This window comes from Corynebacterium halotolerans YIM 70093 = DSM 44683, assembly GCF_000341345.1.
GTDB lineage: Bacteria > Actinomycetota > Actinomycetes > Mycobacteriales > Mycobacteriaceae > Corynebacterium > Corynebacterium halotolerans.
Window position 1 is genome coordinate 2,403,465 of the sequence record NC_020302.1, and the last position, 22,753, is coordinate 2,426,217.

Consider the following 22,753-nt stretch of genomic DNA (forward strand, 5'->3'; position numbering starts at 1 on the left):
GGTGAGCTCTGGCGGGTCAGATGCGAACGGTCAGGGGCGGATCTGACCGGTGCCCTGCAGGATCCACTTGGTGGAGGTCAGCTCCGGCAGCGCCATGGGGCCACGGGCGTGCAGCTTCTGGGTGGAGATGCCGATCTCGGCGCCCATGCCGTAGACCTCGCCGTCGGTGAAGGCGGTGGAGGCGTTGATCATCACGGCGGCGGCGTCGACCTCGTCGGCGAACTTCTGCGCGGTGACGATGTTGCCCGTGGCGATGCCCTCGGTGTGGCCGGTGGACCACTCGGCGATGTGCGCGATCGCCCCCGCGACGCCGTCGACGACCTTGACCGCGATATCGAAGGAAAGGTACTCCTCCGCCCAGTCGGTCTCCTCGGCCTGGACGACGTCCTTGGCCCCGAATGCCTCGAGCTCGTCCACCTCACCGTGGACGGTCACACCGGCGTCCTGGACGGCCTCGACGATCTTCAGCTTGTCGGCGTCCGCGAGGGCTGCGTCGATGAGGATGGTCTCGGTGGCGTTGCACACCGAGCAGCGGCGGGTCTTGCCGTTCAGCGCCATCTCGATGGCCTGGTCCAGCTCGGCGTCGACGTCGATGTAGAAGTGGCAGTTGCCGGTGCCGGTCTCGATGGCCGGGACGGTCGCGCCGGTGACCACGGCCTCGATGAGGCGGGCACCACCGCGCGGGATGACCACGTCGACCAGGCCGCGGGCGGTGATCAGGTCCTGGACGGAGTCGTGGGTCTCGCACGGCAGCAGCTGCACGGTCTCCCGCGGCAGACCGAAGCGCTCGACGACGTCCTGCAGCAGTTCGACGAGCTTCGCGTTCGAGTTCCTCGCGGTCTTCGAGCCGCGCAGCAGCGGCACGTTGCCGGACTTCAGGGCCAGTCCGAAGGCGTCGACGGTGACGTTCGGGCGGGCCTCGTAGACCATGCCCATGACGCCCAGCGGAACCCGGACCTTGCGCATCTGGATGCCGTTGTTCATGACCCGGCCGGTGAGCACCTCGCCCACCGGGTCGTTCAGGCCGGCGACCTGGCGCAGGCCGTCGGCGATGCCCTCGATGCGGGGGCCGTCGAGGCTCAGGCGGTCGATGAGGGATTCGGCCATGCCGTTGGCGCGGCCGGTGTCGATGTCCCGCTGGTTCGCGGACAGGATCTGATCGGTGGCGTCGACGAGGGCCTCGGCCGCGGCGAGGAGGATCTCGTTCTTGCGCGGGGTCGGCAGCTGCGCCAGGACGGGGGCGACGGCCTTGGCGGCCTTGGCCTTGGCCAGGACTTCGTCGCGCTCGGCGGTGCGGTCTGCGGTGTTCTGGTCAGTCATGCTTATCCAGTGTAGCGGCTGTGGCCCCTATCCTGCAGGAACACAGGTGAGCGCACCGTCACCCTCCCCCGGTCACCGCCCCTAGTACCCCGCCTCGAGGTCGACCTCGTTGGGCATGCGCTCGCCGGCGGCGAAGGCGGCGGCGTTGACCACCGTCAGCCGCCCGGCGCGCTCCCGGATCGCCCCGGAGGTGTTGGCCACGTGCGGGGTGATCACGCAGTTCTCCAGCTCCCACAGCGGGTGCCCGTCCGGCAGGGGCTCGGGATCGGTGACGTCGAGCGCCGCGCCGGCGATGGTGCCGTCGGCCAACGCGCGGACGAGGTCGTCGGTGTCGATGAGCTGGCCCCGGCCGACATTGACCACCACGGCGGTGTCCTTCATCTTCGCGAACACGTCGGCGTTGACCATCCGACGTGTCTCGTCGGTCAACGGCATGAGCAGCACGAAGTAGTCCGCCTCGCCCCAGACGTGCCCGGCCTCGGACAACCGGTGGGTCTCGTCCGCGCCGGCGACCTGCCGACCCGAGCGATTCACGGCGATCGTGCGCACGTTGAAGCCGCGCAGCATCTCGATGAGCCTCACGCCGATGCCGCCGGCGCCGATGATGGCCACGGTCTTGTTCTGGAACAGCCAGTCCTTGCCCTCGTCCATCTTCCCGCGCACGGAGAAGGACCCGGCCAGGGTCGCGGTCTTGTGCATGTGCAGCTGCGCGAGCAGCAGGGCGATGGTGGACTCGGCGACGGTGTCGTCGTAGAGGCCGGAGGCGTTGGCCCAGCGCACCTCGCCGGGCTTGAGCGAGCCGGCGTCGCGGAGGGCGTCGACGCCGGCGAAGGTGGCCTGCACGTAGCGGATGTTGTCGGGCAGCGGATCGGGGAAGGCGCCGGCGCCACCGTTGAAGACGAGGAAGTCGGCCTGGCCGAGGTCGGTGACGTGCTCGTGGCCGGCCTCCTCGATCTCGGCGATGGACTCTGGCCACTCAGTGGGCAGGAAAGCGAATTTCACGTCGGCTCCTTCACTCGTCGTCGGGACGTTCACCACGCTACCGGCGGAACACCCCGGGCGGGGCGGGATCGGGGACACCGGACCGGGATGCGGGGGCCGCGACCGTCGTCACGCCGACTCCCGTCCCCGCCGACCCGGCAGGCGGACCGGTGGTACTTTTCCCACGTACCACCATTTGCCGAACAGGGGGATGTCCCTATGTGGAGCATCGAGCGGGACACGGGCAAAGGCACCTTCCCGGCAGAGCCACGGGAAGCCGCTAGTACCCCGCCTCGACGTCCACCTCGGTGGGCATGCGCTCGCCGGCGGCGAAGGCGGCGGCGTTGGCGATGATCTGGGGCGCGATCAGTTGCTGGGCGATACGCCCGGTGGCGGCGATGTGCGGGGTGATGGTGCAGTTGTCCATCCCCCACAGCGGATGCCCGTCCGGCAGCGGTTCGGGGTCGGTGACGTCCATGGCGGCACCGGCGATCTGCCCGGTGCGCAGCGCCTCGACGAGGTCGTCGGTGACGACCAGCGGCCCGCGGCCGACGTTGACCACCACGGCGGAGGTCTTCATCTGCGCGAAGATGTCCCTGTCGACCATGCCGTCGGTCTCCTCGGTCAGGGGCATCAGCAGGACGAAGGCGTCGGCCTGACCCCACACGTGCCCGGCCTCCGAGATCGGGTGCGTCTCGTCCGCCCCCTCGACCTCGCGGCCGGAGCGGTTGACCGCCACGATCCGCACGCCGAAGGCCCGCAGCATCGGGATGAGCTCCTTCGCGATGCCGCCGGCGCCGATGATCGCGACGGTCGTGTCCGCGAAGAGCCAGCCCTGACGGGCGTCGAGCTCCTCGCGCACCCGGAAGGAGCCGGCGAGGGCGGCGGCCTTGTGCTGGTGGAGCTGGGAGAGCAGCAGCGACATGGCGATCTCGGCAACGGGCCTGCCGTAGACGCCGGCGGCGTTCGCCCAGCGGACCTCGCCCGGGACCATCACCCCGGCCTCGATGAGCCGGTCGACGCCCGAGAAGGTGTACTGGATCCATTTGATGTTCCGCGGCAGGGGCCGCGGCAGCGGTCCACCGGTGTAGACGAGGAATTCGGCCCGGTTCAGATCGGTGACGTGTTCGTGGCCGGCGGCCACCAGCTCCTCGACCGTCCCCCGCCAGACTCCCGGCCCCATCGCGAACTTCACCTGTTCTCCTTTGCGTTCCGTTCGGCCGCCGGCCCGCCTTCGTCCGGTGCCGGCGCGGACCCCCAGCCTATCGGGGCCGGCGCCGGCCGGGCCCCGGGGTGAGGCCGGGCGCCGCGCACGCCCGCGCCGCCCGGCCGAACACCGGGTTACTTTCCCTACAGCCGCGAGGCGTAGTTCGACAGGTAGTCGGCGTGGACCACGGGGCGGCGCTGCCCCTCCGGCAGATCCTCGGTGTGCTTGCCGAGCATGCCGTGCAGGACGTCGGAGTCGTAGGCGACCTCGCCGCGGCCCACGATCTGGCCGTCCGGGCCGATGATCTCGACGATCTCACCGGCCTGGAACTCGCCCTCCACGGCGGTGATGCCCACCGCGAGCAGGGAGACGCCGCCACCGGTCACGGCGTCGACGGCGCCGGCGTCGAGACGCAGCGTGCCGCCGGTGTCCGCGGAGTACAGGGCCCAGAACTTCCAGGCGCTCAGACGGTCCTCGCGCGGGTGGAACGCGGTGCCGACGTTCGCGTCATCCAGCGCCGGACCGATATTCGCCGCGGAGGTCAGCAGGACGGGAACGCCGCCGCGGGAGGCCAGGCGGGCGGCGGAGACCTTGGAGGCCATGCCGCCGGTGCCCACCAGCCCGCCGTCACCCGCGACGACACCCTTCAGGTCACGTCCGGTGCGCACCTCGGAGATGAAGTTCGCGTCCGGTTCCGCGGGGTTCTTGTCGTAGAGGCCGTCGACGTCGGAGAGCAGCACCAGGGCATCGGCCGCCATCAGGTGCGCGACGATGGCGGACAGTCGGTCGTTGTCGCCGAAGCGCATCTCGGAGGTGGCGACGGTGTCGTTCTCGTTGACGATCGGGATGGTGCGCATCTGGCGCAGACGGTCGATGGTGCGCTGGGCGTTGCGGGCACGGTCGCGGCGGCCGGCGTCGGAGGCGGTGAGCAGGACCTGACCGATGGTGCGGCCGTAGCGGGCGAAGGAGCGGCCCCACTGGTGGGCGAGGTGGACCTGGCCGACGGCCGCGGCGGCCTGCTTGGTGGCCAGGTCGGTCGGGCGCTGGGTCAGGCCCAGCGGCCCCATGCCGGCGGCGACGGCGCCGGAGGAGACCACGATGACATCGGAGCGCTCCATGCGGGCCTGCAGGGCGTCGACGATGTGGTTGATCTTGTTCGGGTCGACGGTGAAGTCCTCGCGGGTCAACGAGGACGAACCGAGCTTGACCACCACCCGCTTCGCTCCGGCGATGCGCTCGCGCATGGTCGACTCGTGTCCGAAAGCCGGACCTTCGTCGGTGCCGTGGGCGGGCGCCGGGAACTCAACGTCGGTGTCGTCGGTGCTTTCGTAGGGGGACAGAGGGAGGCCGTGACTGCGAAGGGAAGTCATGTCTCTCCAGATTACCGGCAAGGGTGCGCAAAGGGCTAGCCCTGCCAGCGTTCCCGGTCGGCCGGACGGTCGTCGCCGTAGTCGTATTCGTCGATGAGTCCGCGCCGGGCCTGGGAGGCCCGCTTGCGCTCGGCGGCCGAGGCGCGCGAGGTGCCCTGCAGGCGGGCGTCGGCACCGCGGCCGGCGAGCGTCGGATCGACTCCCGCGCCGGTCAGGGGCTCCCATTCGAAGGAAATGTCGCCGATGGTCACGGTCGCGCCGGCCTTCGCGCCGGCCTTGCGCAGGGCGTCCTCGACACCTGCCTTCGCGAGACGATCCGCGAGGTATCCAACGGCCTCGTCGTTCTCGAAGTCGGTCTGCAGGATCCAGCGTTCCACCTTGCGACCGGTGACGATGAAGCCACCCTCGATCTGGGGGTCCGGGGCGACGTCGAAGTCGTGTCCGGAGCCGCGGGCGTCGACGGCGCGGGGCCGGATGACGGTGTGCGCGCGGTCCACCGCCGCCTTCGGACGCCGCTTACGGGCCTTCCGGACGACCTCGAGCAGGTGGTACTTCAGCGGATCCAGTCCCTTGCGGGCCACGGCCGAGATGATGAACACGGGCCAGCCGAACTGCTCCTCCAGGTCCTCCTTGACGAACTCCGCGAGCTCCTCGGCCTCGGGCACGTCGGCCTTGTTCAGCACGATCACCCGCGGGCGATCCCGCAGATCGCCGAGGCCGGTGTCCTCGTCGAGGGCCGACTGGTAGGCCGCCAGCTCCGCCTCGAGCGCCTCGATGTCGCTGACCGGGTCGCGGCCGGGATCGATGGAGGCGGTGTCGACGACGTGGACGAGCACACTGGTGCGCTCGATGTGGCGCAGGAAGTCGAGCCCGAGTCCGCGGCCCTCGGAGGCACCGGGGATGAGGCCCGGCACATCGGCCATGGTGAAGGACTCGTGACCGACGTTGACCACGCCCAGGTTGGGCTGGAGGGTGGTGAACGGGTAGTCGCCGATCTTCGGCTTGGCGGCCGAGAGCACGGAGATCAGCGAGGACTTGCCCGCCGAGGGGAAGCCGACGAGGCCGACGTCCGCCATGGACTTCAGCTCGAGGATCAGGTCGTGCTGCTCGCCCGGCTCGCCGTTGAGGGCGAAGCCGGGGGCCTTGCGCTTGGTGGAGGCCAGCGCGGCATTGCCCAGGCCGCCGAAGCCGCCCTCCGCCGCGATGAAACGGGTGCCCGGGACCGTCAGGTCGGCCAGGGTCTCCCCGTCCTCGTTCAGGACGACGGTGCCGACGGGGACCTCGAGGATGAGGTCCTTGCCGCGGGCGCCGTTGCGGTGGTCGCCGGCGCCGTTGCCGCCCCGCTCGGCCGTGATGTGCGGGCGGAAGTGGAAGTCCATCAGAGTGTGGACCTGGGTGGAGACCTCGAGGACGATGTCGCCACCGTGGCCGCCGTTGCCGCCGTCGGGGCCGCCGAGGGGCTTGAACTTCTCGCGGTGGACGGATGCGACGCCGTTACCACCGTCTCCGGCGGAAAGGTGCAGGACCACGCGGTCTACGAAGCGGGACATGTATGGATTCCTCCAGTTCAGTACAGGTAGGCCGATCCTAGCATCGGCCGTGTCCGTAGCATTAAGACGAGAATTGCCGAACCTAACACACAGGGAGCCGCCATGAGTTACGACTTCATTCTCTTCGAGCCGGACCGGGACGACTCCGGCGCCCCCAGGATCCTCGGCGACGGGGCGTGGCTGCGCCTGCGGCTGCGCCGGGACGCCGCCGAGATCACGCCCACCCGGAAGCTGGAGAAGCTGCGCGACGAGATCAACGCCCACGCCACCTTCCTGCCCCGGGAGGGCATCGAACTGGCCGACGGCGTGGTGCGCCTGCGCGGCGACCGCTGCCTGCAGGTCTCCGTGACCGACGACTCCATCCAGGACACCGCCGTCTGGCTGGCCACCCTGGCCACGGACCAGGACCTGGGCCTGGCCACCGCCACCGACCGGGAGGTCCTCCTGGTCGGCGACGAAATCCGCGACTTCTCCACCGAGACGGCCGAGCTGGACCAGCCCGTGGTTTCCCCCGCCCGCATCCCGCTGCTGCTGGCCGAGGTGCAGGCGGCCCAGGAGGACTCCGGCGACGGTGACTTCGCCGCCGACTTCCTCATCGTCTCCGACCTCTCGGCCCCGGAGACCTACCTGCAGACCACCTACCGCCCCGAGGACGGCAGCTGGCAGCTGGAGTACCGCGACGGCTCCGTGGCCAAGCACTTCCACACCCGGGTGGGTGGCCGGGCCGAGGTGGAGGACGCCTTCGCCAGGTGGATCACCCGCGACAGGTCCCTGAAGAAGGAGTTCGACTGGAAGCACCTGGACATCCCGGAGGCCGCCATCGAATACGAGACCAGCGCCGGCCACGACCTCGGCGAGGATGGCCGCCACTCCCGCTGAAGCCGCCGCAGCGGGGTGCCAGCGCGCCCCGTCGGGGTCTGTTCGGGGTGGGTCACCGCCCCGCCGCCGCAAAGACGGTGACTGTGTCCGGCCCTCCCGCTAGGGTAACGGCATGCTCTTCGAGTTCCTCTATTTCATCCCCGACCGCACGCGATCGGGAAGAGTGCACGTTGATCCGTACGATCCGCTGGAGGCCACGGTCCGCCGCATGGAGGCCACCCGGCTCACGTCCTCCCCGCTACTGCGGGATCTGGAGGCGGACGCGGCGGCCATCGCCCGGCGCATCGCGGTGAGCGGGGATCCCTCGGTACCGGATCCGAGCGCCCGCCAGCTGGGGGACCGCACCATGCTGGTCAGCCTGGAGACCGACTCCGTGGAGGAGGCCTTCAACGACCTCGTGCAGCTGGCCATCGACGCCGATGTGGGGCTCGCGGAGCTGAGCAGCGCGCAGGTCTACCTCCACGGCGACGACAGCGTCGAGGTGAGCCTGGAGATGACGGAGCTGTCCGTGCCCTGGACCTCGCCGGCCGCGCTGCGGTCCTACGTCCACCGCACCAACCCGGCGAATGTGTGGGACTGGGTGCCCGCCCGCGACTCCCGGCTGGCCGAGACCGGATACCTGGACGAGTTCCTGCTGCTCACCCGCCACCCACGTGCGGACCGGTTCATCCAGACCCACCTCGATCAGCGCACCGGCGCCTGGGTCATCGAGGTCGCGGAGGAAGGCCGGCGTTACACCACCCGCCGCCGCGGTGAGGAGGAGGTGACCGCCGTCCTCCACCGGTGGCTGTTCAGGGGCATGGCCGTCCTCGACGACGGCCCCTGGCGCAGCACGGCCGGAACGGACGGGGTGCCCAGGCGCGACGGGTTCGGTCGTTTCATCGCCGACCCCGCCCTCGACGAGGGGGACGACGGGGACTCCGACGACGGCGGCCGTCATGACGACGCGCCGAGCCCCACCCCGCCGCCGACCCCGGTGCTCGTCGGGTAGGACGGGAGCGGCTGAGTCCGTCCACAGCCCCGGACAATGACGAAACCCGCCGCCCCCGGGAATCCGGGGTGCAGCGGGTTCGGGTCGAAGTGACCGGGTGTCGGCGACTTAGGCGTCGACAGCGACCGGGGCATCCTCAACGATGTTGACCATGCGACGGTTGCGCTTGATGCCGAACTGGACGGCACCGGACTTCAGGGCGAACAGCGTGTCGTCGCCACCGCGGCCGACGTTCTCGCCCGGGTGGAACTTGGTGCCGCGCTGACGGACCAGGATCTCGCCGGCCTTGACCTGCTGACCACCGAAGCGCTTGACGCCGAGGCGCTTGGCCTCGGAGTCGCGGCCGTTGCTGGAGCTTGACGCACCCTTCTTGTGTGCCATTGGTTTTCCCTCCTCAGGGATCTAATCGGATTAGACGGCAGGCTTACTTGATGCCGGTGACCTTGAGAACCGTCAGCGACTGACGGTGGCCCTGGCGGCGCTTGTAGCCGGTCTTGTTCTTGTACTTCAGGATGTCGATCTTCTTGCCCTTGGTCTGCTCGACGATTTCAGCGTCGACGCTCACGGTGGCGAGATCATCGGTCTTGGACTTGACGTTGGCGCCATCGACGAGCAGAACCGGGGTGAGAGCCACGGACGAACCCGGCTCACCCTCGATCTTCTCGACCTTGACGAGGTCACCTTCGGCAACCTTGTACTGCTTGCCGCCGGTCTTGACGATCGCGTACATAGGAGGGTTACCCCTTATCTAAACTCGGCTCAGGCGCCCGGTGGGGCAACCTGAATGGACGTGTTACTGCTGAGCGTTCCGGGTTCTGCAGGCACGCCCGCAACCGAGGGTTGCGGACGGCGCAAGTTACCCTAAAACAGCGACTGTCAAATACTACCCCGCAGGGCAAGTAAAAAACAAACCGCGTCTACCTGGACCTTTCGACCCCATCAGGACGACGACGTGCGACGCACCACTCGGCGACGGCCCCTGCCGGACCCTTTCGGCGTCGACTCCGCGGCCTGCTCCGGCTCGGACTTCCGCTGCTTCCCGGCCGCCGGGCTGCGGTCCTGCGGCCGCTGCTTCTCGACGTCCGGCTGGGCCATCGTCCGACGTACCGCGCGGCGACGCCCGCGGCGTCCCGCCTGCTCCTTCGCGGCCTGCTCCTGCGCGGGCCGCTCCTGTGCCGGTTCCCCGGCGCGGGGCTCGCTGCGGGTAGTGGTGCGGCGGCGGCCTCGGCGGCGGGAGGAACCGTCCTCCCGGCGGCCGTCGGCACGCTCATCGCGCTGCCCGCCCCGGGGCCGGTCCGCCGACTTGTCCGTGGCCTTCCCGACCTCGTCGTCCTCCTTCGCCGCGCCCGGCTCCACCCAGTCGGCGACCGGTTCGGTCGGGGCCTGGGCGAAGTCCTCGGGGTTCGGGCGGTGGTCGGAACGGGAGTTGCCGCGGGTACGGCGGCGCCGGCGCGGGGAGCGCTCCCAGTCGGCGACCGCCTGCTGGAAGGACTTCTCCCCCGTCGGGGCGAGCTCGATGTCGGGCTCGTCGTCGACCGGGTCCTCGGTCACGTCGGCGGTGCGGCCGGTGTGCTGCGGCACGAGGTTGGCGGCCGACGGCTCGTCCGGGTCGGTCTCGGCGGCCAGGTCCACAGCGGCGGAGACGATCTCCTCCAGGTCGCTGGTGTGCTCATCGTCCCGGGAGCGGCCCCGGCCGCGGCCGCGACTGCCCCGGCGCGGGGAACGGCGCTGATCGTCCCGCTCCTCGCGGCCCCGCTGGCCCTTCCGGCCCTTCCCGTCGCGGGAACGGCCGGTGTCCCCGGTCTCGGCCCGGTCGGCCCTGTCGTCGGAGTCCTCGCTGCCGCCCGCGACGATGACGGAGGCCGCGAGCTCCTCGATGTCGCTGTCGGAGCTGACGGCGGGCGCCTTGGGGGCGTCGTCACGCTGCGTGGCGGCGGCCGCCGGGGGGCGCCCCGGCTCCTGCTCCGGCCGGGGGCGACGGCGGCCGCGGCGCGGGCCACGTTCCTCGTGCTCGGCGCGCTCGGGCTGCTCCTCGACCGGATCGTCGTGGAGGATGAGACCGCGGCCGGCGCAGTGCTCGCACTCGGTGGAGAAGGTCTCCAGCAGTCCGGTGCCCAGGCGCTTGCGGGTCATCTGCACCAGACCGAGCGAGGTGACCTCGGAGACCTGGTGGCGGGTACGGTCGCGGCCGAGCGCCTCGGTCAGGCGCCGCAGGACGAGATCCTGGTTCTCGGGCAGGACCATGTCGATGAAGTCGACGACGATCATGCCGCCGATGTCACGCAGGCGCATCTGGCGGACGATCTCCTCGGCGGCCTCGAGGTTGTTGCGGGTGACCGTCTCCTCGAGGTTGCCGCCCGAGCCGGTGAACTTGCCGGTGTTGACGTCGATGACGGTCATCGCCTCGGTGCGTTCGATGATCAGGGTGCCACCCGACGGCAACCAGACCTTGCGGGCGAGCGCCTTCTGCAGCTGCTCGTCCACGCGGAACTGCTCGAAGGCGTCCCGGTCACCGTGGGCCGCGCGGTCGTACTTCTGTACCCGGTCCAGCAGGTCCGGGGCGACGGCTTTCACGTAGGCGTGCACGGTCTTCCAGGCCCGGTCGCCGTCGACGATCAGCGCGGAGAAGTCCTCGTTGAACAGGTCGCGGACGACCTTGACGAGCATGTCCGGCTCCTCGTACATGGTCACCGGCTTCGCGCCCTTGGAGTCCTTCTCCTTCTGCGCGGCGTTCTGGACGTCCTCCCACAGGCGGTGCAGGCGGTTGACGTCCGCCGCGATGGCCTCCTCGGGCACGTTCTCGGCGGCGGTGCGGATGATCGCCCCACCCTGCCCGGGCACGACCCGGCCCAGGATCTCCTTGAGCCGCTTGCGCTCCGGCCCGGGCAGCTTGCGGGAGATACCCGCCGAACGGCCGCCCGGCACGTAGACCAGGTAGCGGCCCGCCAGGGAGATCTGCGTGGTCAGGCGCGCCCCCTTGTGGCCGACCGGGTCCTTGGTGACCTGGACGAGCACCTGGTCGCCGGACTTCAGCGCCTGCTCGATGCGGCGGCTGCGCCCGCCCAGCCCGGTGGACTTCCAGTCGACCTCGCCGGCGTAGAGCACCCCGTTGCGGTCCTTGCCGATGTCGATGAACGCGGCCTCCATGCTGGGCAGTACGTTCTGCACGCGCCCGAGGTAGATGTTGCCGATCATCGAGGCCTGCGTCTCCGAGGTCACGAAGTGCTCGACGAGCAGGTCGTCCTCCAGGACACCCACCTGGGTCACCAGGCCCGGGTGGTCGTGGCGCTGGCGCTCGCGCACGACCATGGTGCGCTCCACGGACTCGCGGCGGGCCAGGAACTCAGCCTGGGTGACGATGTGACGTTTCTTGCGGCCCTCCTCGCGCATCTCGGCGCGACGGCGCTTCTGGGACTCCAGGCGGGTCGAGCCCTTCAGGGCCACCGGCTCCTCCGGCAGGTCCTCGCCGTCGGCGGTGTCAGCGTCCTGGGTGCGGTCGGCGGTGGGCGTGTCGAGGTCGTGCGTGTCGACGTCGCGCTGCTCCTGCCCGCGGGCGTCCTCGGCGCCACGTCCGCGGCTGGCGCCACGGCGGCCACGGCGGCGGCGTCGGGAAGCGGCCTCCCCACCGTCGGGGGTGTCGCCGGCCCCGGTGGCGTCGGCGGTGCCGGCGTCTCCGGTCTCAGTGCTGTCGGTGGTCGCGGCCGGGGCCGTCCTGGTCTGCTTCGGCGCCATGAACAGGGGCACGAACTGGGCGGCGGTGTCCTCCGCGGTCTCGGGCTTCGGGGTGATCTCCGGGGTGATGTCCTCCAGCAGCTCACTGTCGCCCTGTTCCTCGATGGCGGCGGCGAGATCCGCCTCGACCTTCTCCTCGATCTGGTGGATCTCGTTGGCGACGTTCTTGCGCACGCGGGTGCGGATCTTCTCCACCGGCTCCCCGCCCTGCTGCTGTGTGGCCTCCCCCGTGGCCTGGTCCTCGGCCTGGTCCTCGGCCTGGTCCTCGGCCTGATCCCCGGCCGGCTCCTCCGCGGTGACGGTTTCTGCGGCGGGGGCCTGCGGGGTGTCGCCGGCGGCGAGGGCGTCGAGCAGGCGCTCGGCCTCGGCGCGGCTGAGCGAGGACTGGGCGACCTTGACGATGCCCAGCGCGTCGAGGGCGACGATGAGGTCGCGGGACGTCATCCCGAGGGCCTTGGCCAGCACGTGGACGCGGGTCTTCTCCCCGAGCCGGCCGCGGTCGAAGTCGGCGGCCGGGGTGGTCTCGGCGGCGGGCGCCGGAGTGGTGCCCGGAGTGGCGCGCTTGACCGCGCGCTTGGTCTTCTTCCGCGTGTCTGCGTCACCGGCGGCGCGCTCGGCGACCGGATCGGCGGTCACGGTGGAGTCGGCGGAGGGGTTGGCCATCTTCGCGTCTGTGCCGGCGTTCCGGCGGCCGCCGCGGCGGGTGTTCTTCTTCGGCTGCCCGGTCGGGGCGGCCGTCCCGACGGCGTCGGTGGATTCCGCGGTCCCCGTGGCGGCGGTGGCCTGCACGGCCTGCTCGACCGAGGAGTCGGCGTCCGGGCCCTCCATGGTCTGGGCGGCCGCGCCCGTGGTCTTCTTCCCGGTTTTCTTCGTCGCCTTGGTGCCCGAGCTGCGGGTGGCGCGGCGCTTCCTGGGCTGCTCGGCGGACTCCGCGGCGGTGTTTCCGGTGACGTCGGTGGCTTCGGGGGCCGGTCCCTCTGCGGCGGGGGCGTCGTCGCCCGGCGTCGGGGTGGTCTTCCCGGAAGTCTTGCGTGTGGTCTTCCGTGTCGTCTTCTTCGTCGCCCCGGTGCCCGAGCTGCGGGTGGCGCGGCGCTTCCTGGGCTGCTCGGCGGACTCCGCGGCGGTGTTTCCGGTGACGTCGGTGGCGTCGGCGTTCTTCGCGACGTCCCCGCCTTCCGGATTCTGGGGATCGTTATTGGATGCAGTGGAATCAGCCACGGGCGCTCCTGTAATTGTTGTCCGGCGCGGTTCCCCGGGCGCTGGCGAGATGCTCGCCGCCGCCGCGCAGGGAGACCGGCCGGGAAGATTTCTCGGTCCGGTGTTCAGTTGTCCTCACATGCGCCGCCTCAGCGGACCCCGGCGGGGCGACGACGGCGCAATGGATTCCCATTGTCGCACATTCCACCCGGCCCTCGCCGGAGCGCAGTACCATTGCTTTCGGTATGAAGGACATGGAACGGTACCGGGACGGCCAGGAGATCTCCTGGCCGCTCGCCCTGGCCATGGGTGCCGCTGCCGGAGCGTGTGTCACCCTGTTCCATCTGGAGCTGTTCATCGCCGGGCTGATCGCGCTGGGTGTCCTGGTCCTCCTCGGCCTGGCGCCGGTGATCGTCCACCCGAAGCGGTCCCTGCGCACCGGTCACGTTGTGCGCGTCACCTCGGAGGCGGACTATCCGCAGTCGGCCCACTGGCGGCCGTTCCTGCCCGCCATCGGCATCTTCGCCGCCGGCGTGGGGCTGGAGCCCACCACGGTGGACCCGACGGTGGCCGTTCCCGCCTATTTCACGGCGATGACGGCCTCCAGCACCTGGGCGTTCCGGCGCGCCGGTTCGGAGAGCCGGTGCATCGGGCGGCGCCGGGCACAGGCCGCCCTCGAGAAGGCGGACCTGGCGGAGGCGACCTCCTTCCGTCTGACGGTGGCGGAGGAGCACCGCGGCGTCCTCGCCGGGCTGGTGACGCTCGGCGCGATCGACGGCATCCAGGTGCGGCTGTGGAAACTGGCCGAGGTGACCGGCGCCGGTATCGACGTGCTGCGGGAGAAGATCGCCGGACTGTCGCGGGCCGGGGTGGTGCGCACCTCCGCCGTCGACGCCGGGGACGACCCCTCCCGCGGCCTGGTCGAGCTCACCCCGGTCGGCGTGCGGGTGCTCCACGAATTGCGGCGGCGATGAGGAAGGCACACTGATGGGCAATGAGCTCGAGCGCTACCGGGCACAGCTGAATCTGACCTGGCCGCAGGCACTCGTGCCGGGGGTCGGCCTCGGACTGCTCACGACCTTCGCGCACCTGGGCCTGCTGGTGCCGACGATCGCGGTCGCCGCACTGACCCTGGTGGTCCTGCTGGTCTGGCGCCCGGAGGAACTCTCCGTCTTCAATTCCGGCTACGAGGCCGTCGACTCCCGCCCCGGCGACTACCCCACCTGGTACTACTGGGCGCCCGTCATCCCGCCGGCGGTGACCTTCCTGGCCGGCTTCGCGCTCGAGCCGCTGCCGGTGGCCCCGGTGCTCGCCGGCACCACGTACGGGGCGGCCGCGATGCTGTCCATGACGTGGATGTGCAGACGCATCGGCGGCCAGATGGCCCGCGTCGGCGCCCGCCGCGCCCGCAAGATTCTGGCCGAGCCCGGCCTCGACGGTCTCACGCGGGAACGGCTCGACGCCGCCGAGCACCACCGCACGCTGTTGACCGCGCTGCTCGGTGTGGGTGCCGTGGACGGACTGCGGGTGCGGCTGTGGAAGCTCAACGAGATCATCGGGACCGATCAGTCGGATCTGCTCACCGGCGCCCGGGAGCTGCGCCGGCACGGCCTGGTGGGAATCTCCACCATCGACGCCGGTGACGACGTCAGCCGCCAGCTGCTCGAGCTCACGCCCACGGGCGTGCGGGTGCTGGGCCAGCTCGGGCGTCGATGAGCGTCGACCGCGAAGTACGCGATCAGTTTCCCGGTAGGCCCCCCTTCCGCAGCTCCAGAACAATCAGTGGGTGAACACGTCATCGTGATCGCGGGGTTCGGCGGTGGCTGGCCCTGGCCCGGGCACGCGAAAGGCCCGCACCACCCGGTGCGGGCCTGCGTGAGTGCGGGTTTACAGGTTCGGGAACCAGATGGAGATCTCGCGCTCGGCGGACTCCGGGGAGTCGGAGCCGTGGACGACGTTCTCGCCGACGGTCAGGGCGAAGTCACCGCGGATGGTGCCCGGGGTGGCCTTGGAGACCGGGTCAGTGCCGCCGGCCAGCTGACGCCACGCCTCAATGGCGCGCTCGCCCTCGACGATGCCGGCGACCAGCGGGGCGGAGGTGATGAACTCGACGAGCTCGCCGAAGAAGGGCTTGTCGCGGTGCTCGGCGTAGTGCTGCTCGGCGGTGGTGCGGTCTGCGACGCGCAGGTCCAGGGCGGTGAGCTTGAGGCCCTTACGCTCAATGCGGGAGATGATCTCGCCGACGTGGCCGTTGGTGACGCCGTCCGGCTTGATGAGGATGAGAGTGCGTTCAGTCATGGCGATCACTGTACCGAAGGTGCTTTCCGTCGTCGCGCGAAGGCGGCGCACAGCGGGTCAGTCGAGATCCCGCACGATGTCGCGCGCCTGATCCGGGGAGACGTCCCGGAACCACAGCTGCACCTGGCGGATGGCCCCGGATTCGTTGCCCTGGGACTTCAGCCTGCGGAGAGCGTCCTTTTTCTCCTCGTCGAGGACGATGGGCTGTTCGACGCGGTTCGCGGCCGAGACCTTGAGACCGAGGACGAGGAAGATGCCGGCCACGACGAGTGCGGCGATGGCGAGGAGGCCGGAGACGTTGAAGAGCTGGATGAGGATCGCGACCACGCAGAAGGCGGCGGCCAGGGAGAGGTAGACGGCGCGCATGGGCACCACTTTATCGGGTGCGCACGCCACCCGTCTTGATGACACGTCAACAACGTTGCGGTAGGCTGGCCGCGAGACGACCGAAAGGACCGGCAATGACCAATCTCGAGCGTGACCCGGATGAGCTCGCCCTCGCCCCGGAGAACCCGCGCTGCGTCGACGGCGCGAAGGTCGAGATCATCACCTCCCGCGAGGTCCCGCTGGGCGGACCGCGCGCCATGACCGTCCACCGCACCCTCCCCCAGCGCCAGCGCAGCCTGATCGGCGCCTGGTGCTTCGTCGACCACTACGGGCCCGACGACGTCTCCGTCACCGGCGGCATGGACGTCGCCCCGCACCCCCATACGGGCCTGCAGACCGTCACCTGGCTGTTCGAGGGCCACGTCGACCACCACGACTCCGGCGGCCACCACGCCACTGTCGTCCCCGGCGAGGTCAACCTCATGACCGCGGGCGCCGGCATCTGCCACTCGGAGGTGTCCACCCCCGACACCACCACCCTGCACGGCGTGCAGCTGTGGACCGTCCTGCCCGACTCCGACCGGCAGGGCCCGCGCCGCTTCGACCACCACGAGCCCGCCCCGGTCACCTTCGACGGCGGCGAGGCACTCGTCTTCCTCGGCTCACTGCTGGGCCACGACTCCCCCGTCACCACCTTCACCCCGCTCGTCGGCGCGGAGCTCCGCCTCGACCCCGGCGCGGTGCTCGAGCTGGACGTCGACCCGGACCACGAGCACGGCCTGCTCGTCGACGCCGGCGAGATCGATCTCGAGGGGGTGCGCGTGAACCCCGCCGAACTGGCCTACACCGGCGTGGGCGAGACCCGCCTGCGCATCCGCAACAACGGCGGAACCCGCGCCCGCACGGTGCTCATCGGCGGCGAGCCGTTCACCGAGGAGATCGTCATGTGGTGGAACTTCATCGGCCGCACCCACGAGGAGATCGCGGGCTATCGCGGGGAATGGCAGACACAGGCGGACCGCTTCGGCAAGACTGAAGGGTACGTCGGACACCACCCCGACGGCCCGGAATGGCTCCCGGCCCCGAAGCTGCCCAACGCGGCGATCACCCCGCGGGTCAACCCGTCCCCGGTCGCCCGCCCCGACGAGAGGATCTGATCATGCAGGACAAACTCGGCAACACCGTCGACGTCCACCTGGACCGCGGGAACCACCAATACGTCATCTGCTACCCCAGCGAGGCCGCCACCACCGTCGCCGGCCTCGCGGACTTCCAGGACCGCGACGGCACGGAGGGCCCGGAGCGCATCTTCTTCCACACCGAGGTCGGCGAGGAGTACGGGGGGCGCGGCCTGGCCTCCCTGCTCATCCGCCAGGCCCTGCTCGACACCACCTCCGAGGGCCGCCGGATCGTCGCCGTCTGCCCCTTCGTCAGAAGCCACCTCGAGAAGAAGGGGCACAACGGGGCCTGGCGCGAGCCCACCCCGGACGAGCTCGCCGAGTTCGACGAGGATGAGCGATGAGCCCCCACCCGCCCTACCTGGACAAGTTCCACCCCGATCTCTACCGCGGTCTCGGCGACGTCGCCAAGCAGCTGCGGAAGGTCTTCCCGGACGTGGACCTGCCCACCAGCCTCATCGAGCTGGTCAACGTGCGCGTCAGCCAGCTCAACCGCTGCGGGACCTGCCTGTCCATCCACGTGCCCGCCGCCCGGCGCGCCGGGGTGGACGAGTACAAGCTCGACGTCCTGCCGGCCTGGCGGGAGGTCACCGCCTTCACGGAGCAGGAGAACGCCGCCCTCGAGCTGGCGGAGACCCTCACCCTGCTGCCGCAGGGGCGGAAGAACGGTGACGCGGCGTTGGCCGCCTGTGAGGTCTTCGCCGAGGAGCAGGTCGCCGCCCTCGAATGGGCGATCATCCTCATCAACGCCTACAACCGCATCTCCATCGCCTCCCATCATCCGCTGCTCCCGCCGCGGAAGAGGTGAGCGCCGGAACGCCCGCCCCATCACGGCGGACGACGAAGGCCCGGGACGACGTCACCGTCGTCCCGGGCCTTGTCCGCGCAGCCCCCTACCGCACTACAGGTGCTGGGTGGTCAGCAGTCCGCGCTTCATGCGCTGGATGATGTTCGAGCGCAGATGCAGCAGGTACCACCACACGAGGAGGAAGATGATCGCGATGATGCCCACCGACGGGTGGACGAAGAAGCCGGCCAGCACGCACAGCTGGAGCACCAGGTTCACGGGCAGGGCCCAGCGGAAGCGCTGCAGGAAGGCCAGCACGAGATGGGTCACGCCCACCGCGGTGAGGTAGACCCAGTTGAAGGTCGTCCAGTACACGCCCTCGTCGACCTTGAGGATCACCGTCAGCGACAGCAGGATCGTGATCGCCTCCAGCACCAGGGTGCCGGCCATGACGCCGCGGATGCCCTTCATCGGATCCTTGGCGGGGGCGTGACCGGGGCCGAGCGGGCCGTACTCGGCGGGCCGGGGCTGCTCGCTCATGCGGGGTCCTTTCCGAACAGGGTTCTGGCTTCGCCGGCGGTGACGACGGAACCGGTGATCACGACGCCGGAACCGGACTGGACGTCGGCGTCCTCCGCCAGCTCCACGGCCAGCGCGTAGGCGCCCGGCAGGGAGTCGTCGACGTGGACGCGTTCCTCCCCGAAGATGTCCCGGGCGTACTCCGCCAGATCGTACGCGTCGAGTGCCCGGGGACTCGAATTCTGCGTGCACACGATCTCGCTCAGGTGCGGCTCCAGCGCGGTGAGAATTCCCTTCGCGTCCTTGTCGTCGAGCACGCCGACCACCCCGATCAGCCGCTGGAAGTCGAAGTCGCGCTCCAGCGCCTGCCCGAGGGCCGCCGCGCCGTGGGGGTTGTGCGTGGCGTCGACGAACGTCGTCGGCGAGGTGCGCACCCGCTCCAGGCGCCCCGGTGAGGTCACGCCCGCGAAGCCGCGGCGGACGGTGTCGATGTCCAGCGGGCGGCCCGCCCCAGCGCCGAAGAACGCCTCGACGGCCGCCAGGGCCACCGCCGCGTTGCGGGCCTGGTGCTCACCCGACAGGGGCAGGAAGATCTCGTCGTACTCGCCGGCCAGCCCGCGCAGTTTCAGCTGCTGGCCGCCGACGGCGATGGTGGACTCCACCACCCCGAACTCGGAGTCGGCGCGGGCCACGGCGGCGTCGACGCTCACGGCGCGTTCGAGGATGATCCGCATCGCGGCCGGGTCCTGTCCGGCGACGATGGCGACGTTGTCCGGCGGGGTGAGCGGGTCGGGCTCCTCGCTGCCGTTCCGGCGGGACTTGATGATGCCGGCCTTCTCCGCGGCGATCTCCTCGATCGTGTCGCCGAGGTAGTCCGTGTGGTCGAGCCCGACGGGCATGACCACGGCGACGTCGGACGAGATCACGTTGGTCGCGTCCCACGTGCCTCCCATACCGACCTCGACGACGGCGACGTCGACGGGCGCGTCGGCGAACGCGGCGTAGGCGATGGCGGTGAGCACCTCGAACTTGGACATGCGCACGTCCGAGCGGGCGTCGACCATCTCCACGTACGGCTGGATCTCCCGCCAGATGCGCACGTAGTCGGCCGGGTGGATGGGTTCACCGTCAATGCCGATGCGCTCGGTGACCAGCTGCAGGTGCGGGCTGGTGGTGCGCCCCGTGCGGCGGTGGAAGGCGCGCATGAGCGACTCGATCATCCGCACCGTCGAGGTCTTGCCGTTGGTGCCGGCGACGTGGATGGACGGGTAGGAACGCTGCGGGTTGCCCAGCAGATCCATGAGCAGCTCGATGCGCTCCAGCGACGGGTCGATCTTCGTCTCCGGCCAGCGCTGGTTGAGTTCGTTCTCGACCTCGGCGAGTGCGGCCAGGTCCTCCTCCGTCACCGGACGGGGGACGGGGGCGTCCGCGCCGGTGCCGTGCTCCTTCTCGCCGCCGATGTTCAGGCTCAGACCCGACTCCGTGACCTCCACGGCACCGAAGTCGAGGTCGGCCTCGCCGCCGGCGTCGAGGCCGTCCGCGCCCTCAAGATCCTCGAGGTCCCCGTCGTCCGCGAGGTTGGCGGGCAGCTCCTCCTCGGAGTTGTCCCGGTCGTCGCGGCGTCCCCGGTCCCGGTCCTGTGCGGACATTACTGCTGCACCTCCAATGCCGCCAGCGCCTCGAGCCGGGCGGTGATGCGCTCGACCTCCTCGCCCGCGACCTGACGGCGGGTGCGGATCTTGTCCACGACCTGCTCGGGCGCCTTGGCCAGGAAGGCCTCGTTGCCCAGCTTCCTGCCGGTGGTCTCCAGCTCCTTGTTGGCCACCGACAGATCCTTCTCCAGACGCTTGCGCTCGGCGGCGACGTCGACGGTCCCGGAGGTGTCCAGCGCCACGGCGATGGTGGCCCGGGACAGGCGCAGCTCGATGGCGGCGGATTCGGCGAAACCGTCCTCCGGGGTGGTGACCTTGGCCAGGGAGCGGACGAGCTCCTCCTGGCCGGCGAGGTCGGCGGCGGCGAAGTCGATGGCGGCCGGGACCTTCTGGGATGGCTTGACGCCCTGGTCGGAGCGGAAACGGCGGATTTCGGTGATCAGCTTCTCCGCGTCGGCGATACGGCGGGCGGCGGTCTCGTCGGTGGCCGCGCCGCCGTTGGTGTCCTCCGCGGTCGGCCAGGTGGCCAGGACGATGGACTCCTGCTCGGTCAGGGCCTTCCACAGCACCTCGGTGACGAACGGCATCGCCGGGTGCAGCAGGCGCAGGACGACGTCGAGGACGCGGCCGAGCACCAGCTGGGTGTTGCGGCCGGTGGCGGTCTCCCCCTCGCGCGGGATCTGGGTCTTGGCGATCTCCAGGTACCAGTCGCAGACCTCGTCCCAGGCGAAGTGGTAGAGCGCCTCGTTGGCCTTGGCGAACTGGTAGTCGTCGAAGTAGGCGTCGACCTCCGCGCGGACCTGCTCGAGGCGGTCGAGGATCCAGCGGTCGGCGTCGGTCAGTTCGGCGCGGTCGGGCAGCTCGCCCACGCGCGCACCGTTGAGGAGCGCGAACTTGGTGGCGTTGAACAGCTTGGTGGCGAAGTTGCGGGAGGACTGCGCGGCGTCCTCGCCGACGGGCAGGTCCGTCCCCGGGTTCGCACCACGGGCCAGGGTGAAGCGCAGGGCGTCGGCGCCGTAGCGGGTCACCCAGTCCATCGGGTCGATGCCGTTGCCCAGGGACTTGGACATCTTGCGTCCCTGCTCGTCGCGGACCAGGCCGTGCAGGAACAGGTCGGTGAACGGCACCTGCGGGCGGCCGTTCTCCCCCTCGCCGAGCAGTTCGGGGGTGATCTCGCCGGCGAAGGTGCCGAACATCATCATCCGCGCCACCCAGAAGAAGAGGATGTCGTAGGCGGTGACCAGCACGGAGGTCGGGTAGAACTTCTCCAGCTCCGGGGTCTTCTCCGGCCAGCCCATCGTGGAGAACGGCCACAGGGCGGAGGAGAACCAGGTGTCCAGGACGTCCGGGTCCTGCTCCCAGCCCTCGCCGGTCGGCGGCTCCTCGTCCGGTCCGACGCAGACCACCTCGCCGTCGGGCCCGTACCAGATCGGGATGCGGTGGCCCCACCACAGCTGGCGCGAGATGGTCCAGTCGTGCATGTTGTCGACCCACTCGAAGTAGCGGGGCTCCATGGACTCCGGGTGGACCCTGGTGTCACCCTCGCGGATGGCGTCCCCGGCCATCTGGGCCACGTGGTCGACCTTGACGAACCACTGCAGGGACAGGCGCGGCTCGATGGCCTCACCGCTTCGCTCGGAGTGGCCGACGGAGTGGACGTAGGGGCGGATCTCCTTGACGATGCGCCCCTGCTCGGCCAGCGCCTCGCGCACGGCCACGCGGGCCTCCTCGCGGGTCAGCCCGTCGAACTGCGTGCCGGTGTCACTGATGCGACCGGTGGGATCCATGATCGTGGGCATGTCCAGGTCGTGGCGCAGACCCATCGCGTAGTCGTTCGGATCGTGGGCCGGGGTGATCTTCACCGCACCGGAGCCGAACTCGGGGTCGACGTAAGTGTCGGCGATGACCTTGAGCTTCAGGTCGTCGCGGAACGGGTGGTCGAGGGTCTGGCCGATCAGATCCCGGTAGCGCTCGTCGTCGGGGTGGACGGCCACGGCGACGTCGCCGAGCATCGTCTCCACGCGGGTGGTGGCGACGACGACGTGCGGCTCGTCGTCGTTGAGCGAGCCGTAACGGATGGAGACGAGCTCACCCTCGACGTCCCGGTAGACGACCTCGATGTCGGAGACCGCGGTCTCGAGCACCGGTGACCAGTTGACCAGGCGGTTGGCCCGGTAGATCATGCCGCGGTCGTAGAGGTGCTTGAAGATGGTCTGCACGGCGCGCGACAGGCCCTCGTCCAGGGTGAAACGCTCACGCGACCAGTCCACGCTGTCGCCGATGGCGCGCATCTGGTCGGTGATCTGGCCGCCGTAGTTGTTCTTCCACTCCCAGACCTTGGCGATGAACTCCTCACGGCCGTAGTCGTAGCGGTCCTTGCCCTCGGTCTCCTTGAGCATGGCCTCGACCTTGGTCTGGGTGGCGATGCCGGCGTGGTCCATGCCCGGCAGCCACAGCACCTCATAGCCCTGCATCCGCTTGCGGCGGACCAGGCCGTCCATGAGCGTGTGGTCGAGCGCGTGGCCCATGTGCAGCTGGCCGGTCACATTCGGCGGCGGCAGGACGATGGAGTACGCGGGCCTGTCACTGTCGGGGTCGGCGGTGAAGTAGCCGGCATCGACCCAGCCCTGGTAGATCTCGGCCTCCACAGCCTGGGGATCCCAGGACTTGGGGAGCCTGTCGGCGCGGTTCGTCTCGTTCTGCTCAGTCACGCGCACCATCTTAGCTGCCGGGTGCGCGACGACGACCCTCGCTCTCCACCGCGT

At 70.2% G+C, this 22,753-nt stretch carries 20 protein-coding genes; 7 read left to right on the plus strand and 13 right to left on the minus strand.

The window, feature by feature from the left end; genetic code table 11:
* Positions 1–30 precede the first annotated feature (30 nt).
* The 5 genes from A605_RS11045 to obgE form a co-directional block, all read right to left on the minus strand.
* Positions 31–1,320, minus strand: coding sequence for a glutamate-5-semialdehyde dehydrogenase (locus A605_RS11045; protein WP_015401600.1), 1,290 nt, complete (start codon positions 1,318–1,320; stop codon positions 31–33).
* Positions 1,321–1,401: 81 nt separating this feature from the next.
* On the minus strand, positions 1,402–2,322 hold the full coding sequence (locus A605_RS11050; protein ID WP_015401601.1) for a D-isomer specific 2-hydroxyacid dehydrogenase family protein: 921 nt from the start codon (positions 2,320–2,322) through the stop codon (positions 1,402–1,404).
* A 259-nt stretch (positions 2,323–2,581) separates the two neighbouring features.
* Entirely contained in the window at positions 2,582–3,496 is a 915-nt protein-coding gene (locus A605_RS11055) for a D-isomer specific 2-hydroxyacid dehydrogenase family protein (RefSeq protein WP_015401602.1), read from the minus strand.
* A gap of 155 nt (positions 3,497–3,651) precedes the next feature.
* Positions 3,652–4,752 carry a glutamate 5-kinase gene (gene proB, locus A605_RS11060; RefSeq protein ID WP_149029518.1) on the minus strand — a complete coding sequence of 367 codons (1,101 nt, stop codon included), beginning with the start codon at positions 4,750–4,752 and terminating at the stop codon, positions 3,652–3,654.
* 161 nt (positions 4,753–4,913) lie between these two features.
* Entirely contained in the window at positions 4,914–6,428 is a 1,515-nt protein-coding gene (gene obgE, locus A605_RS11065) for a GTPase ObgE (protein WP_015401604.1), read from the minus strand.
* 102 nt (positions 6,429–6,530) lie between these two features.
* Between obgE and A605_RS11070 the strand changes: the two genes are divergently transcribed.
* On the plus strand, positions 6,531–7,307 hold the full coding sequence (locus tag A605_RS11070) for a hypothetical protein (RefSeq protein WP_015401605.1): 777 nt from the start codon (positions 6,531–6,533) through the stop codon (positions 7,305–7,307).
* Between the two features lie 112 nt (positions 7,308–7,419).
* On the plus strand, positions 7,420–8,298 hold the full coding sequence (locus A605_RS11075; RefSeq protein ID WP_015401606.1) for a hypothetical protein: 879 nt from the start codon (positions 7,420–7,422) through the stop codon (positions 8,296–8,298).
* 108 nt (positions 8,299–8,406) lie between these two features.
* On the opposite strand, the gene rpmA is transcribed toward A605_RS11075, so the two are convergent.
* The 3 genes from rpmA to A605_RS11090 all read right to left on the minus strand — a co-directional run bounded on the left by rpmA (position 8,407) and on the right by A605_RS11090 (position 13,248).
* Positions 8,407–8,679 (minus strand): 50S ribosomal protein L27, encoded by a 273-nt coding sequence (gene rpmA, locus A605_RS11080; protein WP_015401607.1) that lies wholly within the window; start codon positions 8,677–8,679, stop codon positions 8,407–8,409.
* Between the two features lie 43 nt (positions 8,680–8,722).
* Positions 8,723–9,028: a 50S ribosomal protein L21 gene (rplU, locus tag A605_RS11085; protein ID WP_015401608.1), complete on the minus strand. Its 306-nt coding sequence runs from the start codon at positions 9,026–9,028 to the stop codon at positions 8,723–8,725.
* 209 nt (positions 9,029–9,237) lie between these two features.
* Positions 9,238–13,248: a translation initiation factor IF-2 N-terminal domain-containing protein gene (locus A605_RS11090; RefSeq protein ID WP_015401609.1), complete on the minus strand. Its 4,011-nt coding sequence runs from the start codon at positions 13,246–13,248 to the stop codon at positions 9,238–9,240.
* Between the two features lie 224 nt (positions 13,249–13,472).
* Here A605_RS11090 and A605_RS11095 point away from each other — a divergent pair, with 224 nt between their 5' ends.
* On the plus strand, positions 13,473–14,201 hold the full coding sequence (locus tag A605_RS11095) for a hypothetical protein (protein WP_015401610.1): 729 nt from the start codon (positions 13,473–13,475) through the stop codon (positions 14,199–14,201).
* Between the two features lie 13 nt (positions 14,202–14,214).
* Entirely contained in the window at positions 14,215–14,943 is a 729-nt protein-coding gene (locus tag A605_RS14845; RefSeq protein WP_015401611.1) for a hypothetical protein, read from the plus strand.
* 171 nt (positions 14,944–15,114) lie between these two features.
* On the opposite strand, the gene ndk is transcribed toward A605_RS14845, so the two are convergent.
* A complete protein-coding gene (ndk, locus tag A605_RS11105) occupies positions 15,115–15,525 on the minus strand; it encodes a nucleoside-diphosphate kinase (protein WP_015401612.1) in 411 nt (136 codons plus the stop codon).
* Between the two features lie 57 nt (positions 15,526–15,582).
* The gene (locus tag A605_RS11110) at positions 15,583–15,891 is read right to left on the minus strand and encodes a hypothetical protein (RefSeq protein WP_015401613.1); all 309 of its coding nucleotides are present in this window, start codon (positions 15,889–15,891) and stop codon (positions 15,583–15,585) included.
* Between the two features lie 95 nt (positions 15,892–15,986).
* Here A605_RS11110 and A605_RS11115 point away from each other — a divergent pair, with 95 nt between their 5' ends.
* From A605_RS11115 to A605_RS11125, 3 genes are read left to right on the plus strand one after another with little or no spacing between them, the layout of a single operon-like run.
* A complete protein-coding gene (locus A605_RS11115) occupies positions 15,987–17,009 on the plus strand; it encodes a pirin family protein (RefSeq protein ID WP_015401614.1) in 1,023 nt (340 codons plus the stop codon).
* 2 nt (positions 17,010–17,011) lie between these two features.
* Positions 17,012–17,374 (plus strand): GNAT family N-acetyltransferase, encoded by a 363-nt coding sequence (locus A605_RS11120; RefSeq protein WP_015401615.1) that lies wholly within the window; start codon positions 17,012–17,014, stop codon positions 17,372–17,374.
* Positions 17,371–17,838 (plus strand): carboxymuconolactone decarboxylase family protein, encoded by a 468-nt coding sequence (locus A605_RS11125; RefSeq protein ID WP_015401616.1) that lies wholly within the window; start codon positions 17,371–17,373, stop codon positions 17,836–17,838. Before A605_RS11120 ends, A605_RS11125 begins: the two co-directional genes overlap by 4 nt.
* Before the next feature lie 93 nt (positions 17,839–17,931).
* On the opposite strand, the gene A605_RS11130 is transcribed toward A605_RS11125, so the two are convergent.
* From A605_RS11130 to A605_RS11140, 3 genes are read right to left on the minus strand one after another with little or no spacing between them, the layout of a single operon-like run.
* Positions 17,932–18,357 (minus strand): DUF4233 domain-containing protein, encoded by a 426-nt coding sequence (locus tag A605_RS11130; protein WP_015401617.1) that lies wholly within the window; start codon positions 18,355–18,357, stop codon positions 17,932–17,934.
* Positions 18,354–19,985, minus strand: a complete 1,632-nt coding sequence (gene folC, locus A605_RS11135; protein ID WP_015401618.1) for a bifunctional tetrahydrofolate synthase/dihydrofolate synthase — start codon at positions 19,983–19,985, stop codon at positions 18,354–18,356. The genes A605_RS11130 and folC overlap by 4 nt, the downstream gene beginning before the upstream one ends.
* A complete protein-coding gene (locus A605_RS11140; RefSeq protein WP_034990590.1) occupies positions 19,985–22,708 on the minus strand; it encodes a valine--tRNA ligase in 2,724 nt (907 codons plus the stop codon). Before A605_RS11140 ends, folC begins: the two co-directional genes overlap by 1 nt.
* Positions 22,709–22,753: the final 45 nt, after the last annotated feature.

What these genes read in the sequence shown, in the direction of transcription:
- proB (WP_149029518.1), bottom strand. Translation starts at nt 4,752, where the DNA reads ATGCGCGAGCGCATCGCCGGAGCGAAGCGGGTGGTGGTCAAGCTCGGT.
- A605_RS14845 (WP_015401611.1), top strand. Translation starts at nt 14,215, where the DNA reads ATGGGCAATGAGCTCGAGCGCTACCGGGCACAGCTGAATCTGACCTGG.
- A605_RS11095 (WP_015401610.1), top strand. Translation starts at nt 13,473, where the DNA reads ATGAAGGACATGGAACGGTACCGGGACGGCCAGGAGATCTCCTGGCCG.
- A605_RS11130 (WP_015401617.1), bottom strand. Translation starts at nt 18,357, where the DNA reads ATGAGCGAGCAGCCCCGGCCCGCCGAGTACGGCCCGCTCGGCCCCGGT.
- A605_RS11125 (WP_015401616.1), top strand. Translation starts at nt 17,371, where the DNA reads ATGAGCCCCCACCCGCCCTACCTGGACAAGTTCCACCCCGATCTCTAC.
- rplU (WP_015401608.1), bottom strand. Translation starts at nt 9,028, where the DNA reads ATGTACGCGATCGTCAAGACCGGCGGCAAGCAGTACAAGGTTGCCGAA.
- rpmA (WP_015401607.1), bottom strand. Translation starts at nt 8,679, where the DNA reads ATGGCACACAAGAAGGGTGCGTCAAGCTCCAGCAACGGCCGCGACTCC.
- ndk (WP_015401612.1), bottom strand. Translation starts at nt 15,525, where the DNA reads ATGACTGAACGCACTCTCATCCTCATCAAGCCGGACGGCGTCACCAAC.
- A605_RS11110 (WP_015401613.1), bottom strand. Translation starts at nt 15,891, where the DNA reads ATGCGCGCCGTCTACCTCTCCCTGGCCGCCGCCTTCTGCGTGGTCGCG.
- A605_RS11120 (WP_015401615.1), top strand. Translation starts at nt 17,012, where the DNA reads ATGCAGGACAAACTCGGCAACACCGTCGACGTCCACCTGGACCGCGGG.
- A605_RS11045 (WP_015401600.1), bottom strand. Translation starts at nt 1,320, where the DNA reads ATGACTGACCAGAACACCGCAGACCGCACCGCCGAGCGCGACGAAGTC.
- obgE (WP_015401604.1), bottom strand. Translation starts at nt 6,428, where the DNA reads ATGTCCCGCTTCGTAGACCGCGTGGTCCTGCACCTTTCCGCCGGAGAC.
- A605_RS11140 (WP_034990590.1), bottom strand. Translation starts at nt 22,708, where the DNA reads ATGGTGCGCGTGACTGAGCAGAACGAGACGAACCGCGCCGACAGGCTC.
- folC (WP_015401618.1), bottom strand. Translation starts at nt 19,985, where the DNA reads ATGTCCGCACAGGACCGGGACCGGGGACGCCGCGACGACCGGGACAAC.
- A605_RS11115 (WP_015401614.1), top strand. Translation starts at nt 15,987, where the DNA reads ATGACCAATCTCGAGCGTGACCCGGATGAGCTCGCCCTCGCCCCGGAG.
- A605_RS11075 (WP_015401606.1), top strand. Translation starts at nt 7,420, where the DNA reads ATGCTCTTCGAGTTCCTCTATTTCATCCCCGACCGCACGCGATCGGGA.
- A605_RS11070 (WP_015401605.1), top strand. Translation starts at nt 6,531, where the DNA reads ATGAGTTACGACTTCATTCTCTTCGAGCCGGACCGGGACGACTCCGGC.